We start from the raw sequence: 25079 nt of genomic DNA on the forward strand, positions 1-25079 counted from the left end.
ACGCACATTCGGGTGGGCCTTGGGCGCGGGATCTGGTTTGGCGGTGATGCTTCTGTTGATCGGTGGCGTGGGGCTGGTGGGCTGGGCGCTGCATTGGATCGGCAGGGCGATCTGGAACAGGCCGAGCTGATCCTGCGCGCCGCAGTGACAGACAGCCGCGATGATCCGGGGCTGCATGCCTATCACGGTCTGGCGTTGTACCATCTGTCGCGGGTTGTCACCTTGTTGGACAGCAGCGATTAGCGTGCGATCCGGGCGGATTTCCTGACGCGCTATTCATCCGCCTGGCGGGTGATGCGCGGGCTTGGCGATGTGACGCTGGCCAATGATCTCTATTTCCAATGGGCTGCGGACAACGCCCTGACCGCGACCGATGTCGCGGGAACCTTTCGCCTGCGCGCCGCGACCGAGGCGGCGATTGGCTGGGATCTGATGCAGTCACTGCCGGAATAATGCCTCTGCGCCGTTGCCTGCGATGTGAGATACCGAGGCTGGCACCCCATGCGCAAACCGCGATCAGCCGTCGAGGCCGCCCTCGCCAACCACCACAAACGGAGCCCAGATGCGCGGATGAGCGAAGCGGTCTTCGCTGGTGTCATCGAGGATGTCCAATGTTGACTGCTGTAGCGCCACGGCCCGGCCGCGGGCATCGGGCGCATACATCCGGTCCAGCATGCCGGTGGTCAGGACCGAAGCGGCATAATCATCAACCGGCCAATGCGACACAAGGATGGCCCGCGCGCCCGCATAGATGAAGGCCCGCGCCAAACCCGAAAGCCCCTCGGCCCCGGGCGTGCCATCCGATCCGGCGGTGTCACAGGCCGACAGGATCACCAAATCGGCAGAGAGTTTGAGTTGCGCCGCCTCTGACGCGGTCAACAGCGCGTCATCCTGGGAGGATGGCGTCACCGGCGGGGTGAACACCAGCGCCGGTTCACTAAGGCCGGGCAGGCCGTCGGCCAACAATCCATGGGTGGCAAAGGCCACCACATTTGCGCCGCTCATGTCCAGCGATTTGACGGCGGTTTCGGTGGCGGCGCGGGCAAGGAAAACACTGTCGTCCGGCGCGCCCATCGTTGCCGCCAACCGTCGCAATTCGCGCGCAGTATTGGGCAGCGGGGCCAGATCGGCGACCTTGCGGACATCTTCATAGATGCCCCGGGTGACAATTCTGTCGGCATCGTTCTGCGCCTCTGTCGCGTCTGCCACCAACCGATACCCGAGCAGGGGATCGCCAAATCCCACAAAGGACGGCGCGTCGGCCTGCTGTTGTTTTGCATGGCTGACTTGCCGCAGCGCGCGCAACGCCGAAACGTTGGGCAGGGTGGTCAGCGCGTGACGTCGCAAGAGCCAGTCGGTCTCGCGCAGCGCCTGGGGCGCGGTATCTTCACCGGTCGGCGGGCGGGTCACCAGAACGGCGGGCGGAAGGGACGTCAGCGGGCCATCAAAGACCACCATCAGATGGGCCTTGTCGGCGATCACCTGTTCCAGGGGCGCCAGCGTTTGGCGGTAGATTTCATGCGCTGCACCGCGATCAAACCCGTCAACCCGGGCGGTTCGCTTGTCTTTGTTCAGCGACAGCCCGGCGCGGTTGTCGACCTCGACCCGCAATTGCCCGCGCAGGGTCTGGACCAGCCCGGCAACCGCCTCTCGGCCGATTTCGGCACGGGTCCAGGCGCTGGCGCTGTCGGAAATTGCCCAGGTGTAGGTGTATGTGGCTTCGGTCAATGTCATGACCAGCGCCTCGTCCGGGCGCAACAATGCCTGAAGCTCGGCAATCGCCAGCGGGGCGGGATTGGTCAATTCGCGAAATTCCGGGAATTCGGCGGTCAGTTGGCTGTCCAGTGATTGCAACCGCTTGCGTCCGGCTTCGATTTTTGCCCGCAACTGGTCGACGGCGGTTTCCGCGTCTGCGCCGGGTTGGGCCGCATATTCCGCCAGGCTGGCGCGTTGTTTGGTGATGGCGGCGGAAATATCCTGTTGTTCCCGCAACAGCGCCTGCAGACCTGCGCTGCCGGCGGCGATACGTCCGGCGGCCTTGGCCAGAGCTTCGCCGGCAGAGGACGCCTGGGCGCGCTGGGCCGAAACAAACACCCGATCGCGGATTTCCGCCCGGGTCAGCGCCGCCGCAGGGGCGGTGGCCAAGGTCAAGAGGGTGAGGGAACAAAGTAATGTTTTCAACATGGTATCCCCTGTTTCGCGGCGCTGAAAGGCCGGTTTGTCTGCGCAGCAGGCTGGTGATAAGTTTGTCATGAAACACCCGCCAGACAAAGCCCCTTCTCGATGACAAATTCGGTTCAGGCGACTTTACGGAGATAGCGGTAACTGCGGCCTTTTGTCTTAGTTCGCAACAATGTTACGCTCTCATCAACAGAGGAGGGGGCCTGGCACGAATCATATTTAGTTTAATGTTCAACTAACCGCTATGCGTCTGGCGCATGAACGATATGCGTTTGCCGGTCTACGTAGCGGAACCCTGGTATGCTAGATCCACCTCAACAAACGAAGGCCAAGAACGGGCCCGTAAATCGACGTCGGATTGTGGATGTCATGCGGGATGGTTTAAGGTTAAACAATGGCGCGGCACGGCGCGCAGTAAGGGAAGAGGATACATGACAGACCAGCCCTCCGATATTGATCCGGTCGAATCCCGCGAATGGCAGGACGCCATTGAGGATGTGATCGAACGCGACGGTGCGAACCGCGCGCATTACCTGCTTGATAAAGCGGTGCAGAGCGCGCGCGCAGCCGGTGCCACATTGCCATTTTCGGCAACCACGCCGTATCAGAATACCATTCCGGTCGATGACCAGTATGAATTCCCGGGCGATCTGGAAATGGAATGGCGCATCCGCACCATCAACCGCTGGAACGCCATGGCCACCGTCGTGCGCCGCAACAAGGTCAGCAGCGAATATGGCGGTCACATTGCCAGCTTCGCCTCTTCGGCGGCGATGTATGACATTGGTCTGAACCACTTCTGGCGCAGCAAATCCGCGATCCACGGCGGCGATCTGGTGTTCTTTCAGGGGCACGTGATCCCCGGCATCTATGCCCGGTCGTTCATGGAAGGTCGCATCACCGAAGAGCAGCTGGAAAATTTCCGCTCTGAGGTTAACGGCAACGGTTTGTCGTCTTATCCGCACCCATGGCTAATGCCTGATTACTGGCAGTTCCCCACCGTTTCGATGGGTCTGGGGCCGCTTATGGCGATCTATCAGGCGCGGTTCATGAAATACATGCACAACCGCGGCCACATCGACATGGCCGACCGCAAGGTCTGGTGCTTCCTTGGCGATGGCGAGATGGACGAGCCGGAAAGCCGGGGCGCGATTGATCTTGCTGCACGCGAAAAGCTCGACAATCTGATCTTTGTCGTCAACTGCAACCTGCAACGCCTTGATGGCCCTGTGCGCGGCAACGGCAAGATTGTTCAGGAACTCGAAGGTGGGTTCCGTGGCGCGGGCTGGAACGTGATCAAGCTGCTCTGGGGCAAAGGCTGGGATGACCTACTGGAGCGCGACACATCGGGCAAGCTGCGTCAGTTGATGGAAGAAACCGTCGACGGTGACTATCAGACGTTCAAATCCAAGGACGGCGCGTATATCCGCGAGCATTTCTTCGGCAAATACCCGGAAACCGCCGCGCTGGTCGAAGACTGGTCCGACGACCAGATCTGGGCGCTGCGCCGTGGGGGCCATGACCCCGAAAAGGTCTATACGGCCTTCAAGAAAGCCTCTGACACCAAGGGTCAGCCGACCTGTCTCTTGATCAAAACGGTCAAGGGTCACGGCATGGGCAGCGCTGGCGAAGGCCAGAACACCACCCACCAGCAGAAGAAGATGAACGAGGAGCAGCTGCGTGCCTTCCGTGATCGTTTCCAGATCCCGGTGTCGGACGAAGATGTGGCCAAAGCCCCGTTTGTGGCGCTCAACAACTCGCAGAAGGCCTATCTGGCAGACCGGCGCAAGGCGCTGGGTGGCGAGTTCCCGAAGCGTTTCACCGATTCACCATCGCTGGAAATCCCCGGGCTCGACGCCTTCAAGGGGCAGCTTACCGGCACTGGCGAGCGTGAAATTTCCACCACCATGGCCTTTGTCCGTATCCTGACCACGCTTCTGCGGGACAAGAAAATCGGCAAGAACGTGGTGCCGATCGTGCCGGATGAAAGCCGCACGTTCGGGATGGAGGGTCTGTTCCGTTCGGTTGGTATCTACAACCCGCTGGGCCAGCAATACACGCCGCAAGACCGCGATCAGATGTCCTATTACAAGGAATCCGAATCCGGTCAGGTGCTTCAGGAAGGCATCAACGAGGCCGGCGCCATGGCCGATTGGATTGCGGCGGCAACGTCTTATTCCAACCACGGCGTGCCGATGATCCCGTTCTTCATCTACTATTCGATGTTCGGGTTCCAACGCATCGGCGATCTGGCTTGGGCTGCGGGCGATTCGCGCGCACGTGGTTTCATGCTGGGCGGCACGGCGGGGCGCACCACGCTGAACGGCGAAGGTTTGCAGCATGAAGATGGCCACAGCCATATCCTTGCCAGCACAATCCCGAACTGCATCAGCTATGACCCGACCTTCCAGTTCGAGGTCGCGGTGATCGTGCAGCACGGTCTGAAACGGATGTACGAAGATCAGGAAGACGTCTATTTCTACCTGACCCTGATGAACGAAAACTACAGCCATCCTGATATGCCGATGGGTGTAGAGGCCGACATCATCAAGGGGCTTTACCGTTTCTCCAAGACCGAGAAACCGGGCAAGAAACACGTCAACCTGATGGGGTCCGGCACGATCCTTGTGCAGGCGTTGAAAGCGGCGGAAATGCTGAAGGAAGACTTCGGTGTGACCTCTGACATCTGGTCGGCGACCAGCTTCAACGAATTGGCCCGCGACGTGCAGGATTGCGCCCGCTACAACCGTTTGAACCCGCTAGAGGCCGAACAGGTGCCGTTTGTGACCGAACAATTGAAACAGGCCAAAGGCCCGATCATTGTCGCCACCGACTATATGAAGAACTACGCAGAGCAAATCCGCGCTGCCGTGCCAAACCGCTTTTCGGTGCTGGGCACCGATGGCTTTGGCCGGTCCGACAGCCGGGTGAACCTGCGCCGCTTCTTCGAGGTGGATGCAAATCACATCGCCGCTGCGGCCATGGTCGATCTGCACCGTGAAGGTGCGATCTCCAAGGCGGATCTGCAAAAGGCGCTCACCAAATACGAAATCGACGGCGGCAAGCCGAACCCGCGGCTGGTCTAAGCGCGGCGGATACGAGGAAATCCATAATGGCAATCGAAGTAAACGTTCCCGACATTGGCGATTTTGACAATGTGCCGGTCGTGTCGATTTTGGTCAGTGTCGGTGACACCGTGGCCGAAGAAGATCCGCTGCTTGAACTTGAAAGCGACAAGGCAACCATGGAAGTGCCTTCGCCCGCCGCTGGTGTGGTGAAGGAAATCAAGGTGGCAGAAGGTGACAACGTGTCCAAGGGCACGCTGATCATGCTGCTCGAAGGCGAGGGCGCCGCAGCGGCCCCCGCCGCCCCGGCAGAGGCCCCCAAAGCGGCAGCCCCGGCCGCCGCACCTGCGCCGGCAGCGGCCCCAACACCGGCCGCAGTGACCGACGCCGGTTTCGGCAAGGCACATGCCTCGCCTTCTGTACGGGCCTTCGCCCGGCAGTTGGAAATTGATCTGTCCAAAGTCAACGGATCGGGCCGCAAGGGCCGCATCCTGCGCGAAGACATCACCGCTTTCCTGAAATCCTCGACCGCTGCGGCCCCTGCCGCCGCTGGTGGTGGCGCATCGGGCGGCATGGGCATCCCGCCCATTCCTGTGGTCGATTTCTCGAAGTTCGGCCCTGTCGAAGACGTGGAAATGCCCCGGATCAAAAAGATCTCGGGCCCTGCGCTGCACCGGTCCTGGCTGAACATCCCGCATGTCACCCACAACGACGAAGCGGACATCACCGATCTGGACAAATACCGCAAGGAAATGGACACGCACGCCAAGGAAAACGGCTATCGCGTGACATTGCTTTCCTTCGTGATCAAAGCATCGGTCTCGGCGTTGAAAACCCACTGGGAGTTCAATTCGTCGATCCACCCCGATGGCGACAAGCTGATCAAGAAGGATTTCTACAACATCGGCTTTGCGGCAGACACGCCCAATGGTCTGATGGTGCCGGTGATCAAGGATGCGGATCGCAAGGGTCTGGTCGACATCTCCAAGGAACTGATGAGCCTGTCCAAAGCCGCCCGTGAAGGCGAGCTGAAATCCAAGGATATGCAGGGCGCGACCTTTACCATTTCGTCGCTTGGCGGCATCGGGGGCACATCGTTCACACCGATCGTCAACGCACCCGAGGTGGCCATCCTTGGTCTGACACGGTCGAAAATGGCCCCGGTCTGGAACGGCGAAGAATTCGTGCCGCGCCTGATGCAGCCACTTTCGCTGTCTTATGACCACCGTGCCGTCGATGGCGCGCTTGCCGCACGGTTCACCGTGACGCTCAAGACGCTGCTCGGCGATATGCGCAAGTTGATGTGGTAAGGAGAGACATCATGGAGATCAAAGTACCCGATATTGGTGATTTCGATGCGGTCCCCGTTGTGTCGATCCTGGTTGCGGTGGGCGACACCGTGGCCGAGGAAGACGCGCTGATCGAATTGGAATCCGACAAGGCAACGATGGAAGTGCCATCGCCAGCGGCCGGTGTGATCAAGGAAATCAAGGTTTCCGAAGGTGACAAGGTCGGCGAAGGTTCGGTCATCATGGTGTTGGAAGCGGCCGGGGCAGACGCGGGGGCCACAGACACCCCCGCCGCCGCACCCGCCGCTGCGGCCCCACAGACGGTTGCCGCCACTGGCACCGCCTCTGGCCCGGGCGACGTTCACGCCGAGGTGGTTGTTCTTGGATCCGGCCCCGGTGGTTACACCGCCGCGTTCCGTGCGGCTGACCTTGGCAAGAAGGTCGTGCTGATCGAAAAAGACCCTTATCTTGGCGGTGTCTGCCTGAACATCGGCTGCATTCCGTCAAAGGCCCTGCTGCACGTCGCCAAGGTGATCACCGAAGCCGAAGAAATGTCCGCCCATGGCGTCACATTCGCGAAGCCAAAGATCAACCTGGACGAACTGCGCAGCTTCAAGGAAAGCGTTGTCAATCAGCTGACCGGCGGTCTCAAAGGTCTGTCCAAGGGCCGCAAGGTCGAAGTGGTGCAAGGCTACGGCAAATTCACCGGTCCCAACATGATCGAGGTCACCGGCGAGGATGGCGTGAAAACCGTGTCCTTCGACCAATGCGTGATTGCGGCAGGCTCGGAACCGGTCAACTTGCCCTTCATCCCGGAAGACGACCGCATCATCGATTCCACCGGTGCGCTTGAACTGGCAGATGTGCCAAAACGCATGCTGGTTCTGGGCGGTGGGATCATCGGCCTTGAAATGGCCTGTGTCTACGACGCCTTGGGATCAAAGATCACCGTCGTCGAATTCATGGATCAGATCATCCCCGGCGCGGACAAGGACATCGTCAAACCGCTGATGACCCGCATCAAGGGCCGTTACGAAAACATCCTCCTCAAGACCAAAGTGACCGCCGTGGAGGCCCAGAAAAAGGGTCTCAAGGTCACCTTCGAGGATGACAAAGGCGAAACCAGCACCGACACCTTTGACAAGATCCTGGTTGCCGTGGGGCGCAAGCCCAATGGCAAACTGATCGACGCCGAAAAGGCCGGTGTCGCAGTGGATGACCGTGGCTTTATCGCCGTCGACAGCCAGCAAAAGACCGGCGTGCCGCATATCTTCGCCATCGGCGATGTGGTGGGCCAGCCGATGCTGGCGCACAAGGCCGTCCACGAAGGCAAGGTTGCCGCCGAAGTGGCCGCAGGCCACAATCGCCATTTCGACGCACGGCTGATCCCCTCGGTGGCCTATACCGACCCCGAAGTTGCCTGGGCAGGCATCACCGAAACCGAAGCCAAAGCCAAGGGCATCAAGTTCGAAAAGGGCGTTTTCCCTTGGGCAGCCTCCGGCAAGGCGCTGTCAAATGGCCGCTCCGAAGGCATGACCAAACTGCTGTTTGATCCCGAAGACGACCGGATCATCGGCGGGCTGATCGTCGGCACAAACGCTGGTGATCTGATCGCCGAAGTGGCCTTGGCCATCGAAATGGGCGCGGATGCGGTCGACCTTGGCCATACCATCCACCCGCACCCAACGCTGAGCGAAACAGTGAACTTTGCGGCGGAAATGTTCGAAGGCACAATCACCGACCTGATGCCGCCGAAAAAGAAAAAGCATTAAACACATAAAGAAAAAGGACCGGGCATCGCGCCCGGTCCTTTGCTATTCGATCCGAAAAATCTCAAAGCCACCCCATTTCGACCTTTCTCCTGGTCAAAATATCCCGGGGGTGAGGCCACAGGCCGAGGGGGCTGGCCCCCTCTCTTCTGCCGTCAACTTTGCCTCTCAATCGCGCCAGATCAGGCGACGTTTTCCAACGTTCCCTTTGGCGTCACACCCAGTGCAAAACACACATCGCGGGTCAATTCCGGCTTGTTCAAGGTGTAGAAATGCAGGGCGTCCACACCTTCCCCAATCAACGTATCGCACATCTCTGTGCAAAGCGTGGTTGCCAGCAAATCCTGACGATTGTCGCGCTCCGCCGTGGCAAAGGCTTCTTCCACCCAGGCGGGGATCGGCGTGCCGCAGCGGCGGGCGAAATTCCGTGTGCCCTTCCAGTTCTCGATCGGCAGAATGCCCGGTGTGATCGGCGCGGTGATCCCCGCCTTGGCGCAACGGTCACGGAAGCGCAGAAATGTTTCTGCCTCAAAAAAGAACTGCGTCAGCGCCTCATCAGCACCGGCATCGATCTTGCGCTTCAGCCATTCCACATCCGCCGCTTCATCCGCGGCTTCGGGGTGTTTGTCGGGGTAGGCGCCGACGCGAATGGTGAAATCACCGCTGTCGGCCAGCGCTGAAATCAACTCACATGAATCGCGGAAACCCGCTTCATGGGCGGTAAACCCATCTGCGCCTTTGGGCGGATCGCCACGCAGCGCCACGATGTCGTTCACCCCGGCTTTTGCGAATTCACCCGCAATGCCCAGCGTTTCTTCCCGGCTGGCGTTCACACATGTCAAATGCGCCGCCACTTTCAACCCGCTGGATTTATGCAAGGTCGCGACCGCATCACGGGTCAATTCACGGGTTGTGCCACCGGCACCATAGGTCACCGAAACAAAGCGCGGATCAAGCGGCGCCAACACCTGTACTGTGTCCCACAGCCGGAATGACCCTGCCAGATCGCGTGGCGGGAAAAATTCAAAAGAGACGGCGGGGACGGTCATGATGGCGATTCCTGTCAAAGTTTCCACCTTGTCGCAGATGTGCCCATGTGAGACAAACTCATAAATCTCATCAAGGTTATGAGCTGGGCAACAGGATTGGCGGATATGCATATCGAATTTCGACACCTGCGCACGATCAGGGCGATACACGAAGCGGGCGGTCTGGCCAAGGCAGCCGACCAGCTGAATATCACGCAATCCGCTTTGTCTCATCAGATCAAGGGCTTGGAGGATCAGGCCGGGGTCGAGCTGTTTGTCCGCCGTTCAAAACCGATGAAATTATCTGCCGCTGGCATGCGCCTCTTGCGGGCTGCGGAGAAGATTCTGCCAGAGATCGAGACCCTGCAAGCGGAATTCAGCGGCTTGCGTGATGGCAAGTCCGGGCGCCTGCATATCGCGATCGAATGCCATGCCTGTTTTGAATGGCTTTTTCCGGTGCTCGAGGCCTTTCGAAAGTCCTGGCCAGATGTCGATGTCGACATTCGCCCGGGGCTCGCCTTTGACGCGCTGCCCGCGCTGCAAAAAGAAGAGGTCGATCTCGTGGTCTCGTCCGACCCGGAAAGCCTGGCGCATGTCGAATTCGCCGAACTCTTTGACTATGCACCGGTTTTTGTCGCGTCCAAGGATCATCCCCTGGCGCAGAAACCCTATGTCGACGCCGAGGATTTTCGCGGTCAGACCCTGATTACCTATCCAGTGGAACGCAGTCGGCTGGATGTGTTCAGCCAGCTTCTGATCCCCGCCCGCGTGGAACCGGCAGCGGTGCGTCAGGCCGAGCTGACCGCCGTCATCCTGCTTCTGGTGGCATCAAATCGCGGCGTTGCGGTGCTGCCGGATTGGGTGGTGCGCGAGGTCAAATACAATTCCGACTATGTCACCCGGCCGCTGACACAGCAGGGTCTGACGCGCAGGTTATATGCCGCCATCCGCAAGGATGACGCCGAAAAACCCTATATGACTGACCTGATTGCATTGGCCCGAAGCGAGGCAAACAGGCTTCAGGCACAATAACACCCGCAGAAAAAGGCGAGGAAGCCCGCAAGGGCCGAGGAGCTGCTCCCCGGACCTTGTTCAATACGCCCGCCATTGAAACAGGAGGTCAGAGCGGTGTCAGATTCGATGCCATCTGGCGGCCATCACGGCCTTCTTCCAGCTCAAACTCCACCTTTTGATTGTCGGCCAATCCGGTCAGGCCAGATTGCTGGACCGCCGAAATATGCACAAAGACATCTTTGCCGCCGCCATTGGGTTCAATAAACCCGTATCCTTTTGTGGTGTTGAACCACTTCACGGTGCCTGTTGGCATGTCCGCGTCTCCTTCAAATTCGCTTTGGGGGTGCTGCCAGCCCCCCGGATATTGGTTGTTTGTCCGCCTCTCAGCGCGTCATTTCGGCTGATCATCGGGGTCACGACAAAAAGGATTGCACGGCTTTGTAAAAAATCAAGGACAAGGCGCTGGTCCTCGGGCGGATGGGTGATATTTTATGCAGTGCTGATTTTGAGGGAAAAACATGCGACTCTTCGGTCTCAAGACCTGTGACACCTGCCGCAAGGCGCTGAAAACTTTGGAAAATGCCACGTTTGTCGATGTTCGCGCCGAGGGTGTGCCGGGGGATGTTCTGGACCGGGCGTTGGAAATCTTTGGCGAAAAAATGATCAACACGCGTTCCACCACCTGGCGCAATCTGTCGGCAAAGGCCCGCGAAACACCCCCGCGTGAGCTTTTGATTGCGCATCCAACCCTGATGAAACGCCCGCTGATCGAGGATGGTGCGACGCTCTATCTTGGCTGGGGTGCAGATGTGCAGGCCGCGTTGGTGAAATAGCCGGGGAAAGGCGGGAATAATTCCCGCCTTGGAACTCTGCCCCGCAACCCTTACCTGACTGTCAGGCAATCAATAAAGGAGCCACAATGCGCAATGCAGCACTGACCCTTGGGGTGATTGGCGGCGTGATCGCGATGATCGTCGGGTTTTTCAGTTATGGCTATACCGAGGCGGTGAACCGGTTTGGCGAGATCGACGGATTGGCCGAACAAGTCGGCAATATCGAATTGATTCGCGCGGCTGCGGTGCTGTCGCCGCTGTTGGCGATTGCCGGTGGCGCGATGGCCAAGGCGCGGGCGCTTTGGGGCGGCATCGCGATGTTGCTGGCCTGTGGGCTGATGTATGTTGCTTATGGCTTCAACGTTGGCACGATGTTCCCGATCGCCTTTACCGGCCTTGGTGGCGTTCTGGCGCTGGCTGCGGGCAAACCGGATGAGGAAAAGGCGCATTTCTGACAATTCCACCACAATTTTCCCGCGCGTCGGCGCCCTGGCGGTGGTGATCGAGGGGGATCGCGTCCTTCTGGTCCGTCGGGGCGCGGACAAGCCCGATGCGGGTCTCTGGGGGTTTCCCGGCGGCCATGTCGAGGCCGGTGAAACCGTGCATGCAGCCGCCCTGCGGGAATTGTCAGAGGAAACCTGCCTCTCTGCGCAGGCGGTCGAAACCCTGATGTGTCTTGATCTGATCCGGCATGACGCCGCTGGCGCGCTGCTGTTTCATTATCTGTTGATTGCCGTGCGTTGCACCGGGGCGCAGGGGGCCTTGATGGCCTGTGATGATGCGGCGGCCGCCGAATGGCATTTGATTGCAGATGTGCTGAGCCAGAAGATCCCGCTCAGCACCGATGTGGATACGGTTATCAAACGTGCGCTGGGGCGCGGTTAATCCTCAACCCGCCCCAGGACCGTGCGGCTCAGCACCCGGTCAAGCGACAGCGCGCCGGCCCCTTTGACCACCAGCACCACAAGCAAGAACACCCAAAACGCCCGCTGATCCAGGATCACGCCATCCGGCATCCGGTCAAACCACGCGCCAAGCGTTGCGGCATGTTCGATGCCGCCGTGACCATAGAGATCGGTCAAGCTTTGCACCGCGATAAATCCGATCATTCCCAGCGCCGCCAACCGTGTCGCCAGACCCAGCACAATCATCAACGGCAGGATGAATTCGGCCCAGGTGCCCGCGACAACAACCAGCCAGTGAAACACGCCCAGTTGACTGGAATCGTAACCGACAGCTTCAAACGCCTTGGGGAAAATTTGGGCATAGGCCCCGGTTGACGGCACCAAAAAGCCGAACAACCCGTCGCCCAGTTTCGTCACCCCGGAGTTCCAGAAATACAGTAGCAATACAGCGGCAAACACAAACCGCGCCAGCAAAGGCAACAGCCCGGACAGGCCGCGTTCAATTGCGTCAAAAATCATGTCATGCAGATTCACAAGTGCGGTCATTTCGTGTCTTTCTTCAAGTATGTCAATGCATTGGCCCCCAGAAGAAGGCCCAGTAGCGGCGATAGGTCAAAGCCCGGATCTTGGGCCAGGGCGGCCTCATATGCGGTGCCAAGCGTGGCATCCGCCTGCAACGCCGTGATGAAATCTGCGCCACCCGGCGCCAGAACATGTGGTTCCGGGTCAAATTCTGCCCGCAGGATCAGCGCATCCTCGGCCACGCCTTGCGGCTTTGGCGCGCCGGGCCGCATGTTATAGGCCCAAAGCGACACCACCGGATAGGACGAGCGCAACAGGCGCAGCGACGGGGCCAGCCCCAGCCGCGCGGCCATCAATTCCTCTGGGGCAATTGCCAGCGCCTCTGCCGCCACCGGCACATGATCTGCCGCGTGATAGCTTTCGCGGAGGCCAAATTCCAACCGCGCGACATCGCCGAGATAGGGATATTTTGCCAAGGGTGCAAAACCTTGCAGAAAATCCCCGAAGCCATGGCCGAAATACATCATCCGCGCGCTGTCGGGCGGCGCGGCGCGCAGGTACATTGCGGCCAGATTCTTGAAATTCACCTCTCCCAAAAGTTTCGCCACGGCCGGGAACCCGGTCAGCAAAGCATCACCCAGAGAGGTTGCGATATTGTTGCGATAGACGTCATAGCGTCGCCCGGCGGGGCGGCCTGCGCCGTCTTGCAATCCAGTCGGGATCTCGGCGCTGGCATCCAGCAACGCGGCGCGAAAGTCGGCCTGGGTCGTCATGCAGGCACCTGTGCCGACAGGCGGGCCAGTGCGGTTGCGGCGCGGCTGGCTTCTGCCCGCAACACATCCCACTCCGGCACGTCATTGTCCCATTCCACCAACAGGGGGCGCAGCCCGGCGCGTTCAAGCGTGTAATCCAGCAAGGCCCAGACCGGATCCACCACTTCGCGCCCGTGGCTGTCGATCAACAGCGGCGCGCCGTGGTCGTCCTCATCCTCGTCATGTCCGCCCAGATGAATTTCCCCGACCCGGTCCAGCGGATAGGCATCAATATAGCTCTGGGGGAAAATCCCAGGTTGGTCGCCGAGACAAACACATTGTTCACATCCAGAAGCAGACCACAGCCGGTGCGATGGGCCACTTCGTTCAGAAACGCCGGTTCTTCCCAGGTGCTTTCGGCAAAGGCCAGATAAGACGACGGATTTTCCAGCAGCATTTGCCGTCCGACCACGGTCTGGACCTGATCAATATGATCGCAAATCCGCGTCAGCGTGGCATCGGTATAGGGCAGGGGCAGCAGGTCGTTCAGAAAATGGCTCTCATGCGTCGACCAGGCCAGATGTTCGGAAAACCGCGCCGGTTGCAGCCAGTCGCACAGGTGTTTCAGCCGGGCGAGATGGTCGGCATCCAACGGCCCCTCGCCACCAATCGACAGGCCGACGCCATGCACCGACATGGCAAATCTCTCTGACAGGGCGCGCAATTGCGCCAGGGGTCTGCCACCATCCCCCATGTAGTTTTCTGCATGCACCTCCAGCCATTCCACTGGCGCGGCGTTTGTCAGAATGTCCGAATAATGCTGTGGTTTATAGCCAACTCCGGGTGCGGCTGGCAGATCAGGAAAGTGATGGCTGGCATCAGGCATGGCGCGTCCCCAATTCAAAAAAAGGGTGGGCAGATCTGCCCACCCCAAGCCTAGCGTAAGGCTGAGCAACCTGCCCAGCCTTATGTTGCATCAGCCTTGCGGCAGGTCGCGGTCCAGAGCTTCGAGCGAGCCCATGCGTTCGGAACCGTCTGCCATTGCAGGCAGTTCGATTTCGGCACAGGTGCCGGCATCTACCAGCGTCCATGCGTTGCCTTGGTAATCAACGGTGGATGTGCCGGCGCAGGTTGTGCCGGGGCAGGCGGCGCAATCATTGGCGCCAGCCATGGAAACACCGAAGCATTTTTCCTGCGCTTGTGCGGTGGCTGTGGAGGCCTGAGCGGCAAGAGCGGCAGCAACGGCACCGGCAACGGCAACGGTTTTCATGATATTCGACATAGGTACATCCCTTTTTGTCATGTGTCTCAAGTGTTTGGTCCAAGCCATCCCTGCGGTGGCTGTCCAAGACTATGCCGTGGAAACGTCAACAAGCACTTCACAGCGCCGTGGGTCACGGATGCGTAATCACCTGTCAGGGCTGCGTGATGCTGCACCTGCGAGAAACATGAAAAAAGTGTTTAAGAATCAAAACGGGGCGCCCCGGAAATTGTGACGCCCCGCATGGTTCCAGCGCTGGAATGTTACAATTGGTCCGGCGGGGTGGCCGCCAGGCCCAATTCGTTCACGACATCGGCCAGAGATGTTACAGTGGTTTGCTTCTGTCCCAGCCGCCGCACGGTCAATGTCCGCTCTTCTACTTCGCGTGCGCCAACCGCCAGGATCACCGGCACCTTGCCCAGCGAATGTTCGCGGACCTTGTAGTTGATCTTTTCATTGCGAATGTCGGCTTCGGCGCGCACGCCTTTGGCCTGCAAGGCCGCCACGACCTCGTGCACATAATCGTCTGCGTCCGAAATGATCGAGGCGACAACAACCTGACGCGGCGCGAGCCAGAACGGCAGCTTGCCTTCCCAGTTCTCGATCAGAATGCCGATGAACCGCTCAAAGCTGCCCAATGTGGCGCGGTGCAGCATATAGGGGCGGTGTTTGTCGCCATCGGCGGCAATATAGCTGGCACCCAGCCGTTCGGGCAGATTCGGGTCAACCTGAAAAGTGCCGCATTGCCAGACCCGGCCAATTGCATCGGTCAGATAGAAGTCGAGCTTCGGTCCGTAGAACGCGCCATCGCCCGGTTCCAACGTATAGTCACGCCCCACCGCCTTGATCGCGTTTTCCAACGCGTTTTCGACATAGTCCCAGCTCTCTTCGGTGCCGACCCGTTTTTCCGGGCGGGTGGCGAATTTGATCTCGAACTCGGCAAAGCCCAGCTCTTCGTAGACATTGGCAAGGAAGTCGATGAAGCGGGCGCATTCTTCCTGAATTTGCTCTTCGGTACAGAAGATATGCGCATCGTCCTGGGTAAAGCCGCGCACCCGCATGATGCCATGCAGCGCGCCCGACGGTTCAAACCGCGCGCAAGAACCGAATTCCGCCAACCGCAGCGGCAGATCGCGATAGGATTTGAGACCCTGATTGAACACCTGCACGTGGCAGGGGCAGTTCATCGGTTTCAACGCATTGATACGTGTCTGGCCCTTGTCCTTGACCGCGGCATCATCGTTTTCGCCATCGCGGCTTTCGTCGACCTCAACCACAAACATGTGGTGCTGGTATTTGTCCCAGTGGCCGCTGGCTTCCCACAGCTTGCGGTCGACAACCTGCGGGGTGTTGATCTCTTTGTATCCACCTGCGCGCTGTTTGCGGCGCATGTAATCCTGAAGCTGGGTATAGATGGTCCAGCCGTTGGGATGCCAGAACACCTGACCCGGCGCTTCTTCCTGCATGTGAAACAGGTCCATCTCGCGGCCCAGTTTGCGGTGATCGCGCTTTTCGGCCTCTTCGAGGAAGTTGAGGTATTTGCGCAGGTCTTCCTTGTTCTGGAAGCCGACGCCGTAAATCCGCTGCAACATCTGACGTTTGCTGTCGCCACGCCAATAGGCGCCGGCCACGCTCATCAGCTTGAAGCCATCTGCCGGAACCTGCCCGGTGTGCTGCAAATGCGGACCCCGGCAGAGATCCTGCCACTCGCCATGCCAATACATCCGCAGCGGCTGATCGCCGGGAATGGCGTCGATCAGTTCGACCTTATAGGGTTCGCCGTTGTCTTCGTAATGTTTGATCGCGCGGGGGCGGTCCCAAACCTCGGTACGGACGGGATCACGTTTATTGATGATCTCGCGCATCTTCTTTTCGATTTCGCCCAGATCTTCGGGGGTGAACGGCTCTGCCCGGTCAAAGTCATAGTACCAGCCGTTGTCGATCACCGGCCCGATGGTGACCTTTACATCCGGCCAAAGCGCCTGCACCGCGCGCGCCATGATATGCGCCAGATCGTGCCGGATCAGTTCCAGCGCCGGGGCGTCGTCCTTCATGGTGTTGATCGCGATCTGCGCATCATTCTGGATGGGCCACTGCATATCCCAATGCTGGCCATCAATGGTGGCCGAAATCGCCTTTTTGGCGAGGGATTTTGAAATGTCAGCAGCCACATCCGCAGGGGTCACGCCAGCCTCATAGCTGCGTGCATTGCCGTCGGGAAAAGTAAGGGAGATTTGAGCCATGTTTGGGCCTCCTCGTCGGTTTGGCGCCTACTGAACGCCCGGTTGCGGGTATGTGGTGGGGCGATTTGAACCGCAACCCACCCTATGTCAAGCGCGAAGCCCGATCTGACGGCAAATCGGACCAGCGCATTTTAATCAGATCGCGGCAAATACCGCATAGGCCAGCAGCAAGATGCACAGCCACCCGGACACAAAGATCATGGGCCGCAGCGGCGAACGCGCCAGACCGCTGATCATGCCGATGGCATGGGCCACCCGCAGCCAGAAAAACGCAATGGCGGTCCAATAGGTCAGCGTGCTGAACCCGCTGACCGCATTCAGGATCAGCACCAGCACCGCAAACGGCAGCGCCTGCTCCAGCAGGTTCAGATGCGCCCGATGCGCACGGTGGACCCAGGCCGGAAATTCCCGCAAATCCGAAGGCCGGTCAAACGGATCGCCTGCGATCTCTGATTTGCTCACCCCAACGATATAGGGAATCCAAAGCGACGCCGCGAGGATCATCAAACAGGTCAACACGCCCAGTTCGGTTGGAAAATGTTCCATCATGCAACTCCTTTCAGGGCGACACCGGTTTCCAGATAGGATTTGAGCGAGGCCGCAAGCCGTGCCCAGCCTTCGCCAAAGCCTTCTTGGCCCGGCGCGATATTGTAATGTTCGATGGTCAGCTTGCAGATGTCGGCCTGATCCCCGCCTTGCGGCTCGATCAGATAGACCATGCTGGACGATGGCGCATCCGGTCCCATGAATTTCGGCTCGAACGTCATTTCGATCCGGCTTTTGGGGTCCAGCGCCTGGGCCACCTGTTGCAGCATCACGCTGCCATCGGGGCGGATGAATTCCACCACATTGCCCGGCGCCACATCGCCGCGCACCTCGTTGCACAGAAAATGATAGGCCGCCATTTGATCGGCCTTGGTCAGTGCCTCCCAGAGTGCATCCTGAGTGCAGCGGATAAAGGTTTGCATCATGAAATCGGGTTTCCCCATTCGGGTCTCCAGTTCGAGCAGTGTTTTCAGATCAAGAATTGAACGGGTCTGTTGCCGCAGAAATGGCGAAACCCAGCGGTCGACCATGTCCTGCAGCGGCAGAGGGTTGAGGTAGTGATATTTGAACCGACCTTCGCGGCGGGTGATGATCAGATGCGCCTGTTCCAGCACCTTCAGGTGTTTCATCACCCCGAACCGGGTCATTTCCAGCTGGTCTTCCAGTTCGGACAGCGACTGGCCGTCCTTGGCACGCAGGAAATCCAAAAGCGCGCGGCGGGCGGGATCGTTGAGGGCTTTGAAAAGTGCATCCATGGAATCGACTATATGTGATTAAGTAGTCACGTGACAATGGGGTCACCTAACTTTCACATTCCCCCATTGCGCCATTCCCCCATTGCACACGGCGCGTTGCATTTGCATATTCGGGAAAACTTGGGGGTTTTCATGGCCGAGCACCGCATTCTTGACACCGAACAGGGGCGTCACATCGCCTATCACAAGACCGCTGGGCAGGGCCCGACCGTGGTGTTTCTGGGCGGTTTCAAATCCGACATGGCCGGGACCAAGGCGGTTTGGCTGGAAGACTGGTGCCGGGCAAAAGGACGTGCGTTCCTTCGGTTCGACTATTCGGGCCACGGCGTCAGTTCCGGTGCGTTTGAAGACGGCTGTATCGGCGATTGGGCCGAGGATGCCGAGGCGGTGATCCGCGCCACCTGTGACGGGCCGCTGGTGCTGGTTGGCTCTTCTATGGGCGGTTGGATTTCGCTTATGATGGCACAGCGGCTCGGCAATATTGCCGGGATGGTCACCATTGCTGCCGCGCCGGATTTCACCGAAGACGGGTTCTGGGCCAGCTTTGGCGAAACCGAACGCGACGAAGTCATGCAACAGGGCTATCGCGATGTGCCGTCAGAATACGGTGATCCCTATCGCATCACCCGCCGCCTGATCGAAGATGGCCGCACCCGTCTGGTGTTGCGCAGCCCGCTTGCCTTGCCGTTTCCGGTGCGCTGTGTGCAGGGCACAAACGACACCGCCGTCACCCGCGACACTGCACTGCGGTTGTTGGATCATGCCGATTGCCCCGACATCTCGCTGACGTTCCTGAAAGGGGCCGATCACAGCTTTTCCGCGCCCGATTGTCTGCCGCTGATCGCCCGCGCGATTGACGAGGTGAGCGGGCTCTGACCGACAAATAGGCTGGATTTACAGGGGACAGCCCAGTGCAGGGGACGGCCCAGTGCGCTCAACTCCGGTACGCCCAACCCCAGTGCGCCCAACTCCGGTGTGCCCAATCGGGTGCACCCGGGGTTTCCCTCGCAGGATATTGACCGTCAGACCCCGATTTCCGGTCCCAGACACAGCATCGGTTCATCGTTGCGGTTTGCTTCATAAAGCAATGTGCCTTCGGGATCGTTTTGAAACCGCGCCACAAGTCCGCCGCCGGAACCACGTTCAAACGACCAGCATTGCGGATCTGGCCGGTCTTCATAGACAAAACAGATCAGGCCGTTGGCGTCTTCGTACCATTCGCCTTCGCGACAGCGCCCATCCAGAAAGGACCAGCGCACGCGGCGGTTTTCCATATATTCCTCGACCCCGTATTCCCGGCCCTCGGCACCGTAATACAGTGTTTTTCCGGTGGTATAGGCCTCGAACTCAGCCGCGGACATGTCCACAGCCAAGGCAGATGTGGCCGAAATGACAACGGCAGAGCAGGTCGCAAGAACAGTTTTCAACATGGGTCATGTTCTGCCAGATGCACCCCGCCGGGAGCAAGTCACAAATCCGCAAGCAGCCTTATCCAGCCGGGTTCTGCCATTTGGCGACCCGTGGATCCATGATGCGCCGCCATTGCCCCGGCCAAAGCGCGATCAGCGCCATGACCGGCAGCGGATAGGGCAGGGTGGGCATCGTATCCTGTCTGAGCACAAGGCCGGGATATGCCACGCCGGGGCGCATATGGTGATCGGAATGGCGCGGGGCGTTCAGCATCATCGCCGAGGACAGCCAATGCGGCGCATTCCAGCTGTGCTGCGGCCCGCAAGGTTCCAGTTTCCCGTTGGCATCGCGGCGGCGGAACAACCCGTAATGCTGCACATAATCCGACAGCAAATGTTGGCTCTGGACATGCAGGGCAATCGCACCCAGCGTCAGAATGCCGGCAATTCCGCCGATCCCTGCCGCCACCAGTCCCGTCGCCACAGAGCCCAGCGCATATAGGGTATATGGGTGCATTCCGGTCTTCTTCGCCCGTTTGCGCCGTGCGGTTTCCGCCGCCTTTCCCGCCGCATATTCACCGCGCAATGCCCGCAGGGCAAAACGATAGTAACTTATGCGTCCCTGCGGCGAATTCGGATCATCGGGCGTTGCCACATGCACATGATGTACCAAAGGATGGGCCGAGGCATGATGGCCATAAAGCACCGATACATAGACCGCCTTGCCCAGGGTGCGCAGATGACGGTTGCCCCGGTGGATCAATTCATGCGCATTGGAATTGCTGACCTGACCGAAGAACAGGCCAAACCCCAGAAAGGCCCCAAACCTTTCGGCGCCGCTGGCGGGCCCCATGCCGGACACCACATGAACCGCCAACGCCAACAGCGGGAAATGCACCAGCGCCAGCACCACCGACAGCCCGGTTCCCGCCGGAAATTCCACCCCGGGATCGGCGGGGGCGGCCATGGATTTCACCTGATCCAACCCCGCGACAAGGCAGGTGATATAGGCCAAGGCCCCCCAAACCCAGAACCCGCCAAAGAAGCCCGCCGCAAACAGCAACAGGACCGGGACAAGGGTGGCAAAGGTAAATCGGGTCAATTGAACGAAAATCCAAACAGATGTCAGCCGCCATTAAACGGCAAAAGTGTTTCCGATAGGGTAACTATCGCCAAGATCCCGACAAGAAGGAACGCAAAAGCAACGTGATTGCCCGGTAAATTGTCGCATTTGACCTCGCGGATGGTCGGAACGGTTTCTATGGTCAGGCAGAGAGCGGAGGTAGACAAAATGGCAGCAGCGAACGGCAAAGGTGTCTGGAAATCGGGCCGGGGCAAGGGGCGTCACACCCCCAAGGGCCGTCAATTCGACGATACCGCCCTGGCAGAGGTTCAGACCCTGCTGGGCGATCGGCCCCGCCGTCGCGATCTGTTGATTGAATTCCTGCATCTGATCCAAGACGCCCATGGCCATCTGTCTGCCCGTCATCTGCGTGCGCTCTGCGAAGAGATGAAACTGCCCATGGCCGAGGTCTGGGAGGTCGCAAGCTTCTATGCCCATTTCGACCCCCTGCGCGAAGAAGATCCCGCGCCGCCGCCGCTGACCATTCGGGTCTGTGAACTCGTTAAGCTGTGAATTGGTTGGCGCCAAAGAGCTGCGGTTGGCGCTTCAGGACGGTCTGAACCCGGACCAGATCCGGGTTCTCCGCGCGCCCTGCATGGGGCGCTGTGACACCGCGCCGGTGTTGGAATTGGGTCACAAACATATCGATCATGCGACAATGGACAAGGTTCAGACCGCTGTGGCGAACGGCGACACCCATGCGGAAATTCCGCCATTTCAGGATCTTGCCGCATATTGTGAAGGTGATGGATACAAAACCCTTACCAAATTGCGAACCTCTGGCAATTGGCAGGCGGTCCAGGACCAGATCCTGGCCTCTGGCCTGCGCGGATTGGGCGGGGCCGGGTTTCCGTCGGGCAAGAAATGGGGTTTCGTGCGCGACAATGCCGGGCCGCGTTATCTGGCGGTGAATGGCGACGAGGGCGAGCCGGGCACATTCAAGGATCGGTTTTACCTTGAACGGGAACCGCATGTGTTTCTGGAAGGTATGTTGATCGCCGCCTGGGCGGTCGAGGCCGAGACCTGCTTTATCTACATGCGCGATGAATATCCGGCGGTGCTGGAAATTCTGCGCCGGGAAATCGCAGCATTGGAGGCCGCCGGCCTTGTGGCGCCGGGGTATATCGACCTGCGCCGGGGGGCGGGGGCCTATATCTGTGGCGAAGAAAGCGCGATGATCGAAAGCATTGAGGGCAAGCGCGGCATGCCGCGTCACCGCCCGCCCTTTGTCGCGCAGGTCGGAATTTTCGGCCGCCCGACCTTGGTACATAATGTCGAAACCCTGTATTGGGTGGCCCGGATCTGCCGCGAGGGGCCTGATGTGCTGGCCGCGGTTGAAAAGAATGGCCGCAAGGGCCTGCGGTCCTATTCCGTGTCCGGGCGGGTGGCCGCGCCCGGTGTCTACCTTCTGCCCGCCGGATCGACGATCACCGATATCATTGCGGCGGCGGGGGGCATGGCGGCGGGCCACCGCTTCAAGGCCTATCAGCCGGGGGGGCCGTCCTCGGGCCTGTTGCCCGCGTCAATGGACGATATTCCGCTGGATTTCGACACCTTGCAGCCACATGGCAGCTTCATCGGATCGGCGGCGGTGGTGGTCCTGTCGGATCAGGACCGTGCACGCGACGCCGCCCTGAACATGTTGCGGTTTTTCGAGGATGAAAGCTGTGGCCAATGCACGCCCTGCCGGGTGGGCTGTGAAAAAGCGGTCAAGCTGATGCAGGCGGATCACTGGGACCAACCGCTGCTGGAAGAGATCTGTCAGGCGATGGCGGATGCATCAATCTGTGGTCTGGGGCAGGCCGCGCCAAATCCGATCCGCATGACCATGGCGCATTTCCCGGACGAGGTTTGACCGCAGGATCTTTGACATCAGTAATTCTTGTAAACCACACAGGAACAGCCGCGCGCACGGGCCTTGCGGCAAATCTCTTCTGATTCGTCGCGGTCCATCCGGCTGACGCGGGCCATCCAATATCCTTCACGACCCCGCACCCGGTTTTCCACATGCACAAAGTCGGGCGTGTCGCCCACCACGTTGCGACAGGCCCGGGTGGCGCGGGTGAAATTGGTTTCTGCACGGTCGCGGCTGGTGCCAAAGGCCAGCTGCGCGCCCCATTTTGCCAGTTTTGGGATCGGCCGCAGCCGGGGTCGCAGGCTGCGCTCCGAAGGGTCAAGGATCATCGGCGCGCTGCGCGGTGGCAGCGGCACCAGATCGGGCAGCGGTTCCCCCCAACGCCCGGCGATCCACTCCACGCAAGCCGGGTGAAAGGCCACATCGACCGCCAGCGGCGGAATCTCTGCCCGCTCGGCCAGATCGGCGGGAAGCTCGCGCCAGATCTCTGGAATATGGCCGGTAGTCATGATGATGAAATCGACGCTGGCGGGGGAATGCCGCCACCACCCATGAAGGTTTCGACCTGTTCGGTGCCCGCAAAATGCGCCAGGGCGGCAAGACCGGGATTGCCATAGTCCTCTTGCAGGGTCGCAAGTGCCGTGGCGGTCGCTGCGATGGCCTCGGCGTTGGTGTCTTCAGCGCCTTCCCAAACTGCCCGCGCCAGAAAATCCACTGACAGGCCGGTGGTTTCCGCCGCGGCCGCCAAGGCGTCGCAGGTCCGCACCGCGTCATGGTGCGGGCCTTCCGCCATACCTTCGGCCGCGCGCAAAGGGGGCGCGAAAAGCAGACATAACACAAGACCCAGACAAAGAGACCACATGGCATCAGTCATGGCAGCCGTGCGATTCAAGTCAACCGGCCCTTTTCCTTGTGACGACAAAGTTATAGGTCAAGATCAAAGGAGATGCCTGCCCATGTCGTTATTCGGGAAGCTGAAAGATCGGTTGTTCAAATCCTCGTCCAAGCTGGACGAAGGGCTGGAGGCAATTGTTGGCGACGGTGGAGAGGTTTCGGCGGAGGTGCCGAACGACACCTCTGGGCGCGCAACTGGCGTCGCTCTGGCAAGCCCAACACCGGAAAGCCCACCACCGGCAAGCTCTGCACCCACAAGCCCCGAACCAACAAGCCCGGAACCGGCCCCAGAGCGCGCCGCGCCAGAGGAGCTGCCGGAAAAAGCGCCAGAGGAACTGCCGTCAGAGACCCAATCGGAAATTCCGATGGCGACACCAATCGAAGTGCCGCAAAGCGTGACGCCGGTGGAAATCCCGGTCCCTGCCGCGACCCCCGCCACAACGCCCAGTGCCCCCGCTGACCGCAAGGCCCCCGCTGACCGCAAGCCCGGATTGATCGGGCGCATGTTGGGGCGCGGCAGTTCCCCCGAGGTGCTGCGCCGGACGCTTGATGATGACATGCTGGAACAGCTCGAAGAGCTGCTGATCGCATCGGACATGGGCGTCGATACCGCGCTGCGCGTGACCGCCAATATGGCCGAAGGCCGGTTTGGCCGCAAACTCTCGGTTCAGGAAATCAAGGAGCTGCTGGCACAGGAAATCACGCGGGTGATGGACCCGGTGGCAAAACCCCTGCCGCTTTATGCCAAAAAGCCCCAGGTCGTTCTGGTGGTGGGCGTGAATGGGTCGGGCAAGACCACAACCATCGGCAAACTCGCCAGCCAGTTCCGCGCCGCAGGCAAAAACGTGGTGATTGCGGCGGGCGATACCTTTCGCGCTGCCGCCGTCGAACAGCTCCAGGTCTGGGGGGATCGCGCTGGCGTGCCGGTCCTGACCGCGCCCGAAGGTTCCGATCCTGCCAGCCTGGCCTTTGACGCCATGGAACAGGCCGCGCGGGATGGCGCGGATCTTCTGCTGATCGACACGGCCGGTCGCCTGCAGAACCGCAAGGATCTGATGGAAGAACTGTCCAAGATCGTGCGGGTAATCCGCAAGAAAGACCCCGATGCGCCGCATAACACCCTGTTGGTGCTGGATGCCACAACCGGACAAAACGCATTGTCGCAGGTCAAAACCTTTCAGGAACTGGCCAATGTCACCGGCCTGGTGATGACCAAACTCGACGGCACCGCCAAGGGCGGCGTTCTGGTGGCGCTGGCCGACAAATTCGGCTTGCCGATCCACGCCATTGGCGTCGGCGAAAAGATCGACGACCTCGCGCCCTTCGATCCCGAAGATTTCGCCGCCGCCCTGACCGGATTGGATCGCTGAGCGGATGCGGGGCGCCGGTCCTTCTTCTGTTCAAAAATATCCCGGGGGAGACGCCAAAGGCGTCGGGGGCAGCGCCCCCATTGTCGTGAGATCTGAATGAGCGCCTGGCTGATCTCCCTTGAAGGGACCGAAATGGGCCAGCAACTGGCGCTGGGTCTGGCGGTGCTGGCGGCGTTTTTGCATGCGGTGTTTGGCGCGCTGCAAAAGGGGCAGCATGACCCCTGGCTCAGCCGCGGGGCGATTGATGCCTCTTACGGGCTGATGG

24 protein-coding genes and 3 pseudogenes are annotated in these 25079 nt (G+C 60.0%); 13 read left to right on the plus strand and 14 right to left on the minus strand.

What is annotated here, in order from left to right; genetic code table 11:
• Positions 1-12: 12 nt before the first annotated feature.
• Both AC0L4F_RS22465 and AC0L4F_RS22470 read left to right on the plus strand, forming a co-directional pair.
• Complete coding sequence (locus tag AC0L4F_RS22465; protein ID WP_244691590.1) at positions 13-243, plus strand: hypothetical protein; 231 nt, start codon at positions 13-15, stop codon at positions 241-243.
• Between the two features lie 51 nt (positions 244-294).
• Entirely contained in the window at positions 295-453 is a 159-nt protein-coding gene (locus AC0L4F_RS22470) for a hypothetical protein (protein ID WP_244691592.1), read from the plus strand.
• A 63-nt stretch (positions 454-516) separates the two neighbouring features.
• On the opposite strand, the gene AC0L4F_RS22475 is transcribed toward AC0L4F_RS22470, so the two are convergent.
• Complete coding sequence (locus AC0L4F_RS22475; RefSeq protein ID WP_244691594.1) at positions 517-2184, minus strand: CHAT domain-containing protein; 1668 nt, start codon at positions 2182-2184, stop codon at positions 517-519.
• A gap of 428 nt (positions 2185-2612) precedes the next feature.
• On the opposite strand from AC0L4F_RS22475, the gene aceE reads away from it, so the two are divergent.
• The 3 genes from aceE to lpdA are packed head-to-tail and all read left to right on the plus strand — an operon-like array spanning position 2613 to position 8307.
• Positions 2613-5267 carry a pyruvate dehydrogenase (acetyl-transferring), homodimeric type gene (gene aceE, locus AC0L4F_RS22480; protein WP_244691597.1) on the plus strand — a complete coding sequence of 885 codons (2655 nt, stop codon included), beginning with the start codon at positions 2613-2615 and terminating at the stop codon, positions 5265-5267.
• Positions 5268-5293: 26 nt separating this feature from the next.
• A complete protein-coding gene (gene aceF, locus AC0L4F_RS22485) occupies positions 5294-6556 on the plus strand; it encodes a dihydrolipoyllysine-residue acetyltransferase (RefSeq protein ID WP_244691599.1) in 1263 nt (420 codons plus the stop codon).
• An 11-nt stretch (positions 6557-6567) separates the two neighbouring features.
• Entirely contained in the window at positions 6568-8307 is a 1740-nt protein-coding gene (lpdA, locus tag AC0L4F_RS22490; protein ID WP_244691601.1) for a dihydrolipoyl dehydrogenase, read from the plus strand.
• Between the two features lie 179 nt (positions 8308-8486).
• Here lpdA and metF read toward each other — a convergent pair whose 3' ends face one another.
• A complete protein-coding gene (gene metF / locus AC0L4F_RS22495; protein ID WP_244691603.1) occupies positions 8487-9353 on the minus strand; it encodes a methylenetetrahydrofolate reductase [NAD(P)H] in 867 nt (288 codons plus the stop codon).
• A 105-nt stretch (positions 9354-9458) separates the two neighbouring features.
• On the opposite strand from metF, the gene AC0L4F_RS22500 reads away from it, so the two are divergent.
• Positions 9459-10364, plus strand: coding sequence for a LysR family transcriptional regulator (locus AC0L4F_RS22500; RefSeq protein ID WP_244691606.1), 906 nt, complete (start codon positions 9459-9461; stop codon positions 10362-10364).
• Positions 10365-10452: 88 nt separating this feature from the next.
• Here the strand turns inward: AC0L4F_RS22500 and AC0L4F_RS22505 are convergent, their stop codons facing one another.
• Positions 10453-10659 carry a cold-shock protein gene (locus AC0L4F_RS22505; RefSeq protein WP_244691608.1) on the minus strand — a complete coding sequence of 69 codons (207 nt, stop codon included), beginning with the start codon at positions 10657-10659 and terminating at the stop codon, positions 10453-10455.
• Between the two features lie 205 nt (positions 10660-10864).
• Between AC0L4F_RS22505 and AC0L4F_RS22510 the strand changes: the two genes are divergently transcribed.
• The 3 genes from AC0L4F_RS22510 to AC0L4F_RS22520 all read left to right on the plus strand — a co-directional run bounded on the left by AC0L4F_RS22510 (position 10865) and on the right by AC0L4F_RS22520 (position 12064).
• Complete coding sequence (locus AC0L4F_RS22510; RefSeq protein WP_244691610.1) at positions 10865-11179, plus strand: ArsC/Spx/MgsR family protein; 315 nt, start codon at positions 10865-10867, stop codon at positions 11177-11179.
• Between the two features lie 86 nt (positions 11180-11265).
• On the plus strand, positions 11266-11634 hold the full coding sequence (locus tag AC0L4F_RS22515; RefSeq protein WP_244691613.1) for a hypothetical protein: 369 nt from the start codon (positions 11266-11268) through the stop codon (positions 11632-11634).
• A complete protein-coding gene (locus AC0L4F_RS22520; protein ID WP_244691615.1) occupies positions 11612-12064 on the plus strand; it encodes an NUDIX hydrolase in 453 nt (150 codons plus the stop codon). The genes AC0L4F_RS22515 and AC0L4F_RS22520 overlap by 23 nt, the downstream gene beginning before the upstream one ends.
• On the opposite strand, the gene AC0L4F_RS22525 is transcribed toward AC0L4F_RS22520, so the two are convergent.
• The 7 genes and pseudogenes from AC0L4F_RS22525 to AC0L4F_RS22555 form a co-directional block, all read right to left on the minus strand.
• A complete protein-coding gene (locus AC0L4F_RS22525; RefSeq protein WP_244691617.1) occupies positions 12061-12630 on the minus strand; it encodes a DoxX family protein in 570 nt (189 codons plus the stop codon). The genes AC0L4F_RS22520 and AC0L4F_RS22525 overlap by 4 nt on opposite strands.
• Positions 12627-13379: an HvfC/BufC N-terminal domain-containing protein gene (locus AC0L4F_RS22530; RefSeq protein ID WP_244691620.1), complete on the minus strand. Its 753-nt coding sequence runs from the start codon at positions 13377-13379 to the stop codon at positions 12627-12629. The genes AC0L4F_RS22525 and AC0L4F_RS22530 overlap by 4 nt, the downstream gene beginning before the upstream one ends.
• Positions 13376-14244: pseudogene (gene bufB, locus AC0L4F_RS22535) on the minus strand (MNIO family bufferin maturase). Before bufB ends, AC0L4F_RS22530 begins: the two are co-directional and overlap by 4 nt.
• Positions 14245-14334: 90 nt before the next feature.
• Complete coding sequence (locus tag AC0L4F_RS22540) at positions 14335-14640, minus strand: BufA1 family periplasmic bufferin-type metallophore (RefSeq protein WP_244691622.1); 306 nt, start codon at positions 14638-14640, stop codon at positions 14335-14337.
• Positions 14641-14882: 242 nt separating this feature from the next.
• Complete coding sequence (gene thrS, locus AC0L4F_RS22545; protein ID WP_244691624.1) at positions 14883-16862, minus strand: threonine--tRNA ligase; 1980 nt, start codon at positions 16860-16862, stop codon at positions 14883-14885.
• A gap of 135 nt (positions 16863-16997) precedes the next feature.
• On the minus strand, positions 16998-17408 hold the full coding sequence (locus AC0L4F_RS22550) for an MAPEG family protein (RefSeq protein WP_244691626.1): 411 nt from the start codon (positions 17406-17408) through the stop codon (positions 16998-17000).
• Positions 17408-18163: an ArsR/SmtB family transcription factor gene (locus tag AC0L4F_RS22555; protein WP_244691629.1), complete on the minus strand. Its 756-nt coding sequence runs from the start codon at positions 18161-18163 to the stop codon at positions 17408-17410. The genes AC0L4F_RS22550 and AC0L4F_RS22555 overlap by 1 nt, the downstream gene beginning before the upstream one ends.
• A gap of 132 nt (positions 18164-18295) precedes the next feature.
• Between AC0L4F_RS22555 and AC0L4F_RS22560 the strand changes: the two genes are divergently transcribed.
• Complete coding sequence (locus AC0L4F_RS22560) at positions 18296-19039, plus strand: alpha/beta hydrolase (protein ID WP_244691631.1); 744 nt, start codon at positions 18296-18298, stop codon at positions 19037-19039.
• A 146-nt stretch (positions 19040-19185) separates the two neighbouring features.
• Here the strand turns inward: AC0L4F_RS22560 and AC0L4F_RS22565 are convergent, their stop codons facing one another.
• Both AC0L4F_RS22565 and AC0L4F_RS22570 read right to left on the minus strand, forming a co-directional pair.
• A complete protein-coding gene (locus tag AC0L4F_RS22565; RefSeq protein ID WP_244691633.1) occupies positions 19186-19593 on the minus strand; it encodes a hypothetical protein in 408 nt (135 codons plus the stop codon).
• Between the two features lie 58 nt (positions 19594-19651).
• Positions 19652-20674 (minus strand): alkane 1-monooxygenase, encoded by a 1023-nt coding sequence (locus AC0L4F_RS22570; protein WP_244691635.1) that lies wholly within the window; start codon positions 20672-20674, stop codon positions 19652-19654.
• Between the two features lie 189 nt (positions 20675-20863).
• On the opposite strand from AC0L4F_RS22570, the pseudogene AC0L4F_RS22575 reads away from it, so the two are divergent.
• A pseudogene (locus AC0L4F_RS22575) lies at positions 20864-22550 on the plus strand (NAD(P)H-dependent oxidoreductase subunit E).
• A 17-nt stretch (positions 22551-22567) separates the two neighbouring features.
• Here the strand turns inward: AC0L4F_RS22575 and AC0L4F_RS22580 are convergent.
• Together AC0L4F_RS22580 and AC0L4F_RS22585 are read right to left on the minus strand one after the other, a co-directional pair.
• Positions 22568-23059, minus strand: coding sequence for a hypothetical protein (locus AC0L4F_RS22580; RefSeq protein WP_244691637.1), 492 nt, complete (start codon positions 23057-23059; stop codon positions 22568-22570).
• Positions 23056-23412 carry a hypothetical protein gene (locus tag AC0L4F_RS22585; RefSeq protein WP_244691639.1) on the minus strand — a complete coding sequence of 119 codons (357 nt, stop codon included), beginning with the start codon at positions 23410-23412 and terminating at the stop codon, positions 23056-23058. Before AC0L4F_RS22585 ends, AC0L4F_RS22580 begins: the two co-directional genes overlap by 4 nt.
• 94 nt (positions 23413-23506) lie before the next feature.
• Between AC0L4F_RS22585 and ftsY the strand changes: the two genes are divergently transcribed.
• Both ftsY and AC0L4F_RS22595 read left to right on the plus strand, forming a co-directional pair.
• Positions 23507-24814 (plus strand): signal recognition particle-docking protein FtsY, encoded by a 1308-nt coding sequence (gene ftsY, locus AC0L4F_RS22590; protein WP_244691641.1) that lies wholly within the window; start codon positions 23507-23509, stop codon positions 24812-24814.
• Between the two features lie 96 nt (positions 24815-24910).
• Positions 24911-25079 (plus strand): annotated as a pseudogene (locus tag AC0L4F_RS22595) (multidrug transporter); the annotation flags it as partial.

It is taken from the genome of Marinovum sp. J2-8 (assembly GCF_055808435.1).

Bases quoted from the DNA above. Each gene is read 5' to 3' on its own strand.
- AC0L4F_RS22470 (WP_244691592.1), top strand. From the start codon at position 295: ATGCGCGGGCTTGGCGATGTGACGCTGGCCAATGATCTCTATTTCCAA.
- AC0L4F_RS22475 (WP_244691594.1), bottom strand. From the start codon at position 2,184: ATGTTGAAAACATTACTTTGTTCCCTCACCCTCTTGACCTTGGCCACC.
- aceE (WP_244691597.1), top strand. From the start codon at position 2,613: ATGACAGACCAGCCCTCCGATATTGATCCGGTCGAATCCCGCGAATGG.
- aceF (WP_244691599.1), top strand. From the start codon at position 5,294: ATGGCAATCGAAGTAAACGTTCCCGACATTGGCGATTTTGACAATGTG.
- lpdA (WP_244691601.1), top strand. From the start codon at position 6,568: ATGGAGATCAAAGTACCCGATATTGGTGATTTCGATGCGGTCCCCGTT.
- metF (WP_244691603.1), bottom strand. From the start codon at position 9,353: ATGACCGTCCCCGCCGTCTCTTTTGAATTTTTCCCGCCACGCGATCTG.
- AC0L4F_RS22500 (WP_244691606.1), top strand. From the start codon at position 9,459: ATGCATATCGAATTTCGACACCTGCGCACGATCAGGGCGATACACGAA.
- AC0L4F_RS22505 (WP_244691608.1), bottom strand. From the start codon at position 10,659: ATGCCAACAGGCACCGTGAAGTGGTTCAACACCACAAAAGGATACGGG.
- AC0L4F_RS22510 (WP_244691610.1), top strand. From the start codon at position 10,865: ATGCGACTCTTCGGTCTCAAGACCTGTGACACCTGCCGCAAGGCGCTG.
- AC0L4F_RS22515 (WP_244691613.1), top strand. From the start codon at position 11,266: ATGCGCAATGCAGCACTGACCCTTGGGGTGATTGGCGGCGTGATCGCG.
- AC0L4F_RS22520 (WP_244691615.1), top strand. From the start codon at position 11,612: ATGAGGAAAAGGCGCATTTCTGACAATTCCACCACAATTTTCCCGCGC.
- AC0L4F_RS22525 (WP_244691617.1), bottom strand. From the start codon at position 12,630: ATGACCGCACTTGTGAATCTGCATGACATGATTTTTGACGCAATTGAA.
- AC0L4F_RS22530 (WP_244691620.1), bottom strand. From the start codon at position 13,379: ATGACGACCCAGGCCGACTTTCGCGCCGCGTTGCTGGATGCCAGCGCC.
- AC0L4F_RS22540 (WP_244691622.1), bottom strand. From the start codon at position 14,640: ATGTCGAATATCATGAAAACCGTTGCCGTTGCCGGTGCCGTTGCTGCC.
- thrS (WP_244691624.1), bottom strand. From the start codon at position 16,862: ATGGCTCAAATCTCCCTTACTTTTCCCGACGGCAATGCACGCAGCTAT.
- AC0L4F_RS22550 (WP_244691626.1), bottom strand. From the start codon at position 17,408: ATGGAACATTTTCCAACCGAACTGGGCGTGTTGACCTGTTTGATGATC.
- AC0L4F_RS22555 (WP_244691629.1), bottom strand. From the start codon at position 18,163: ATGGATGCACTTTTCAAAGCCCTCAACGATCCCGCCCGCCGCGCGCTT.
- AC0L4F_RS22560 (WP_244691631.1), top strand. From the start codon at position 18,296: ATGGCCGAGCACCGCATTCTTGACACCGAACAGGGGCGTCACATCGCC.
- AC0L4F_RS22565 (WP_244691633.1), bottom strand. From the start codon at position 19,593: ATGTTGAAAACTGTTCTTGCGACCTGCTCTGCCGTTGTCATTTCGGCC.
- AC0L4F_RS22580 (WP_244691637.1), bottom strand. From the start codon at position 23,059: ATGACTACCGGCCATATTCCAGAGATCTGGCGCGAGCTTCCCGCCGAT.
- AC0L4F_RS22585 (WP_244691639.1), bottom strand. From the start codon at position 23,412: ATGTGGTCTCTTTGTCTGGGTCTTGTGTTATGTCTGCTTTTCGCGCCC.
- ftsY (WP_244691641.1), top strand. From the start codon at position 23,507: ATGTCGTTATTCGGGAAGCTGAAAGATCGGTTGTTCAAATCCTCGTCC.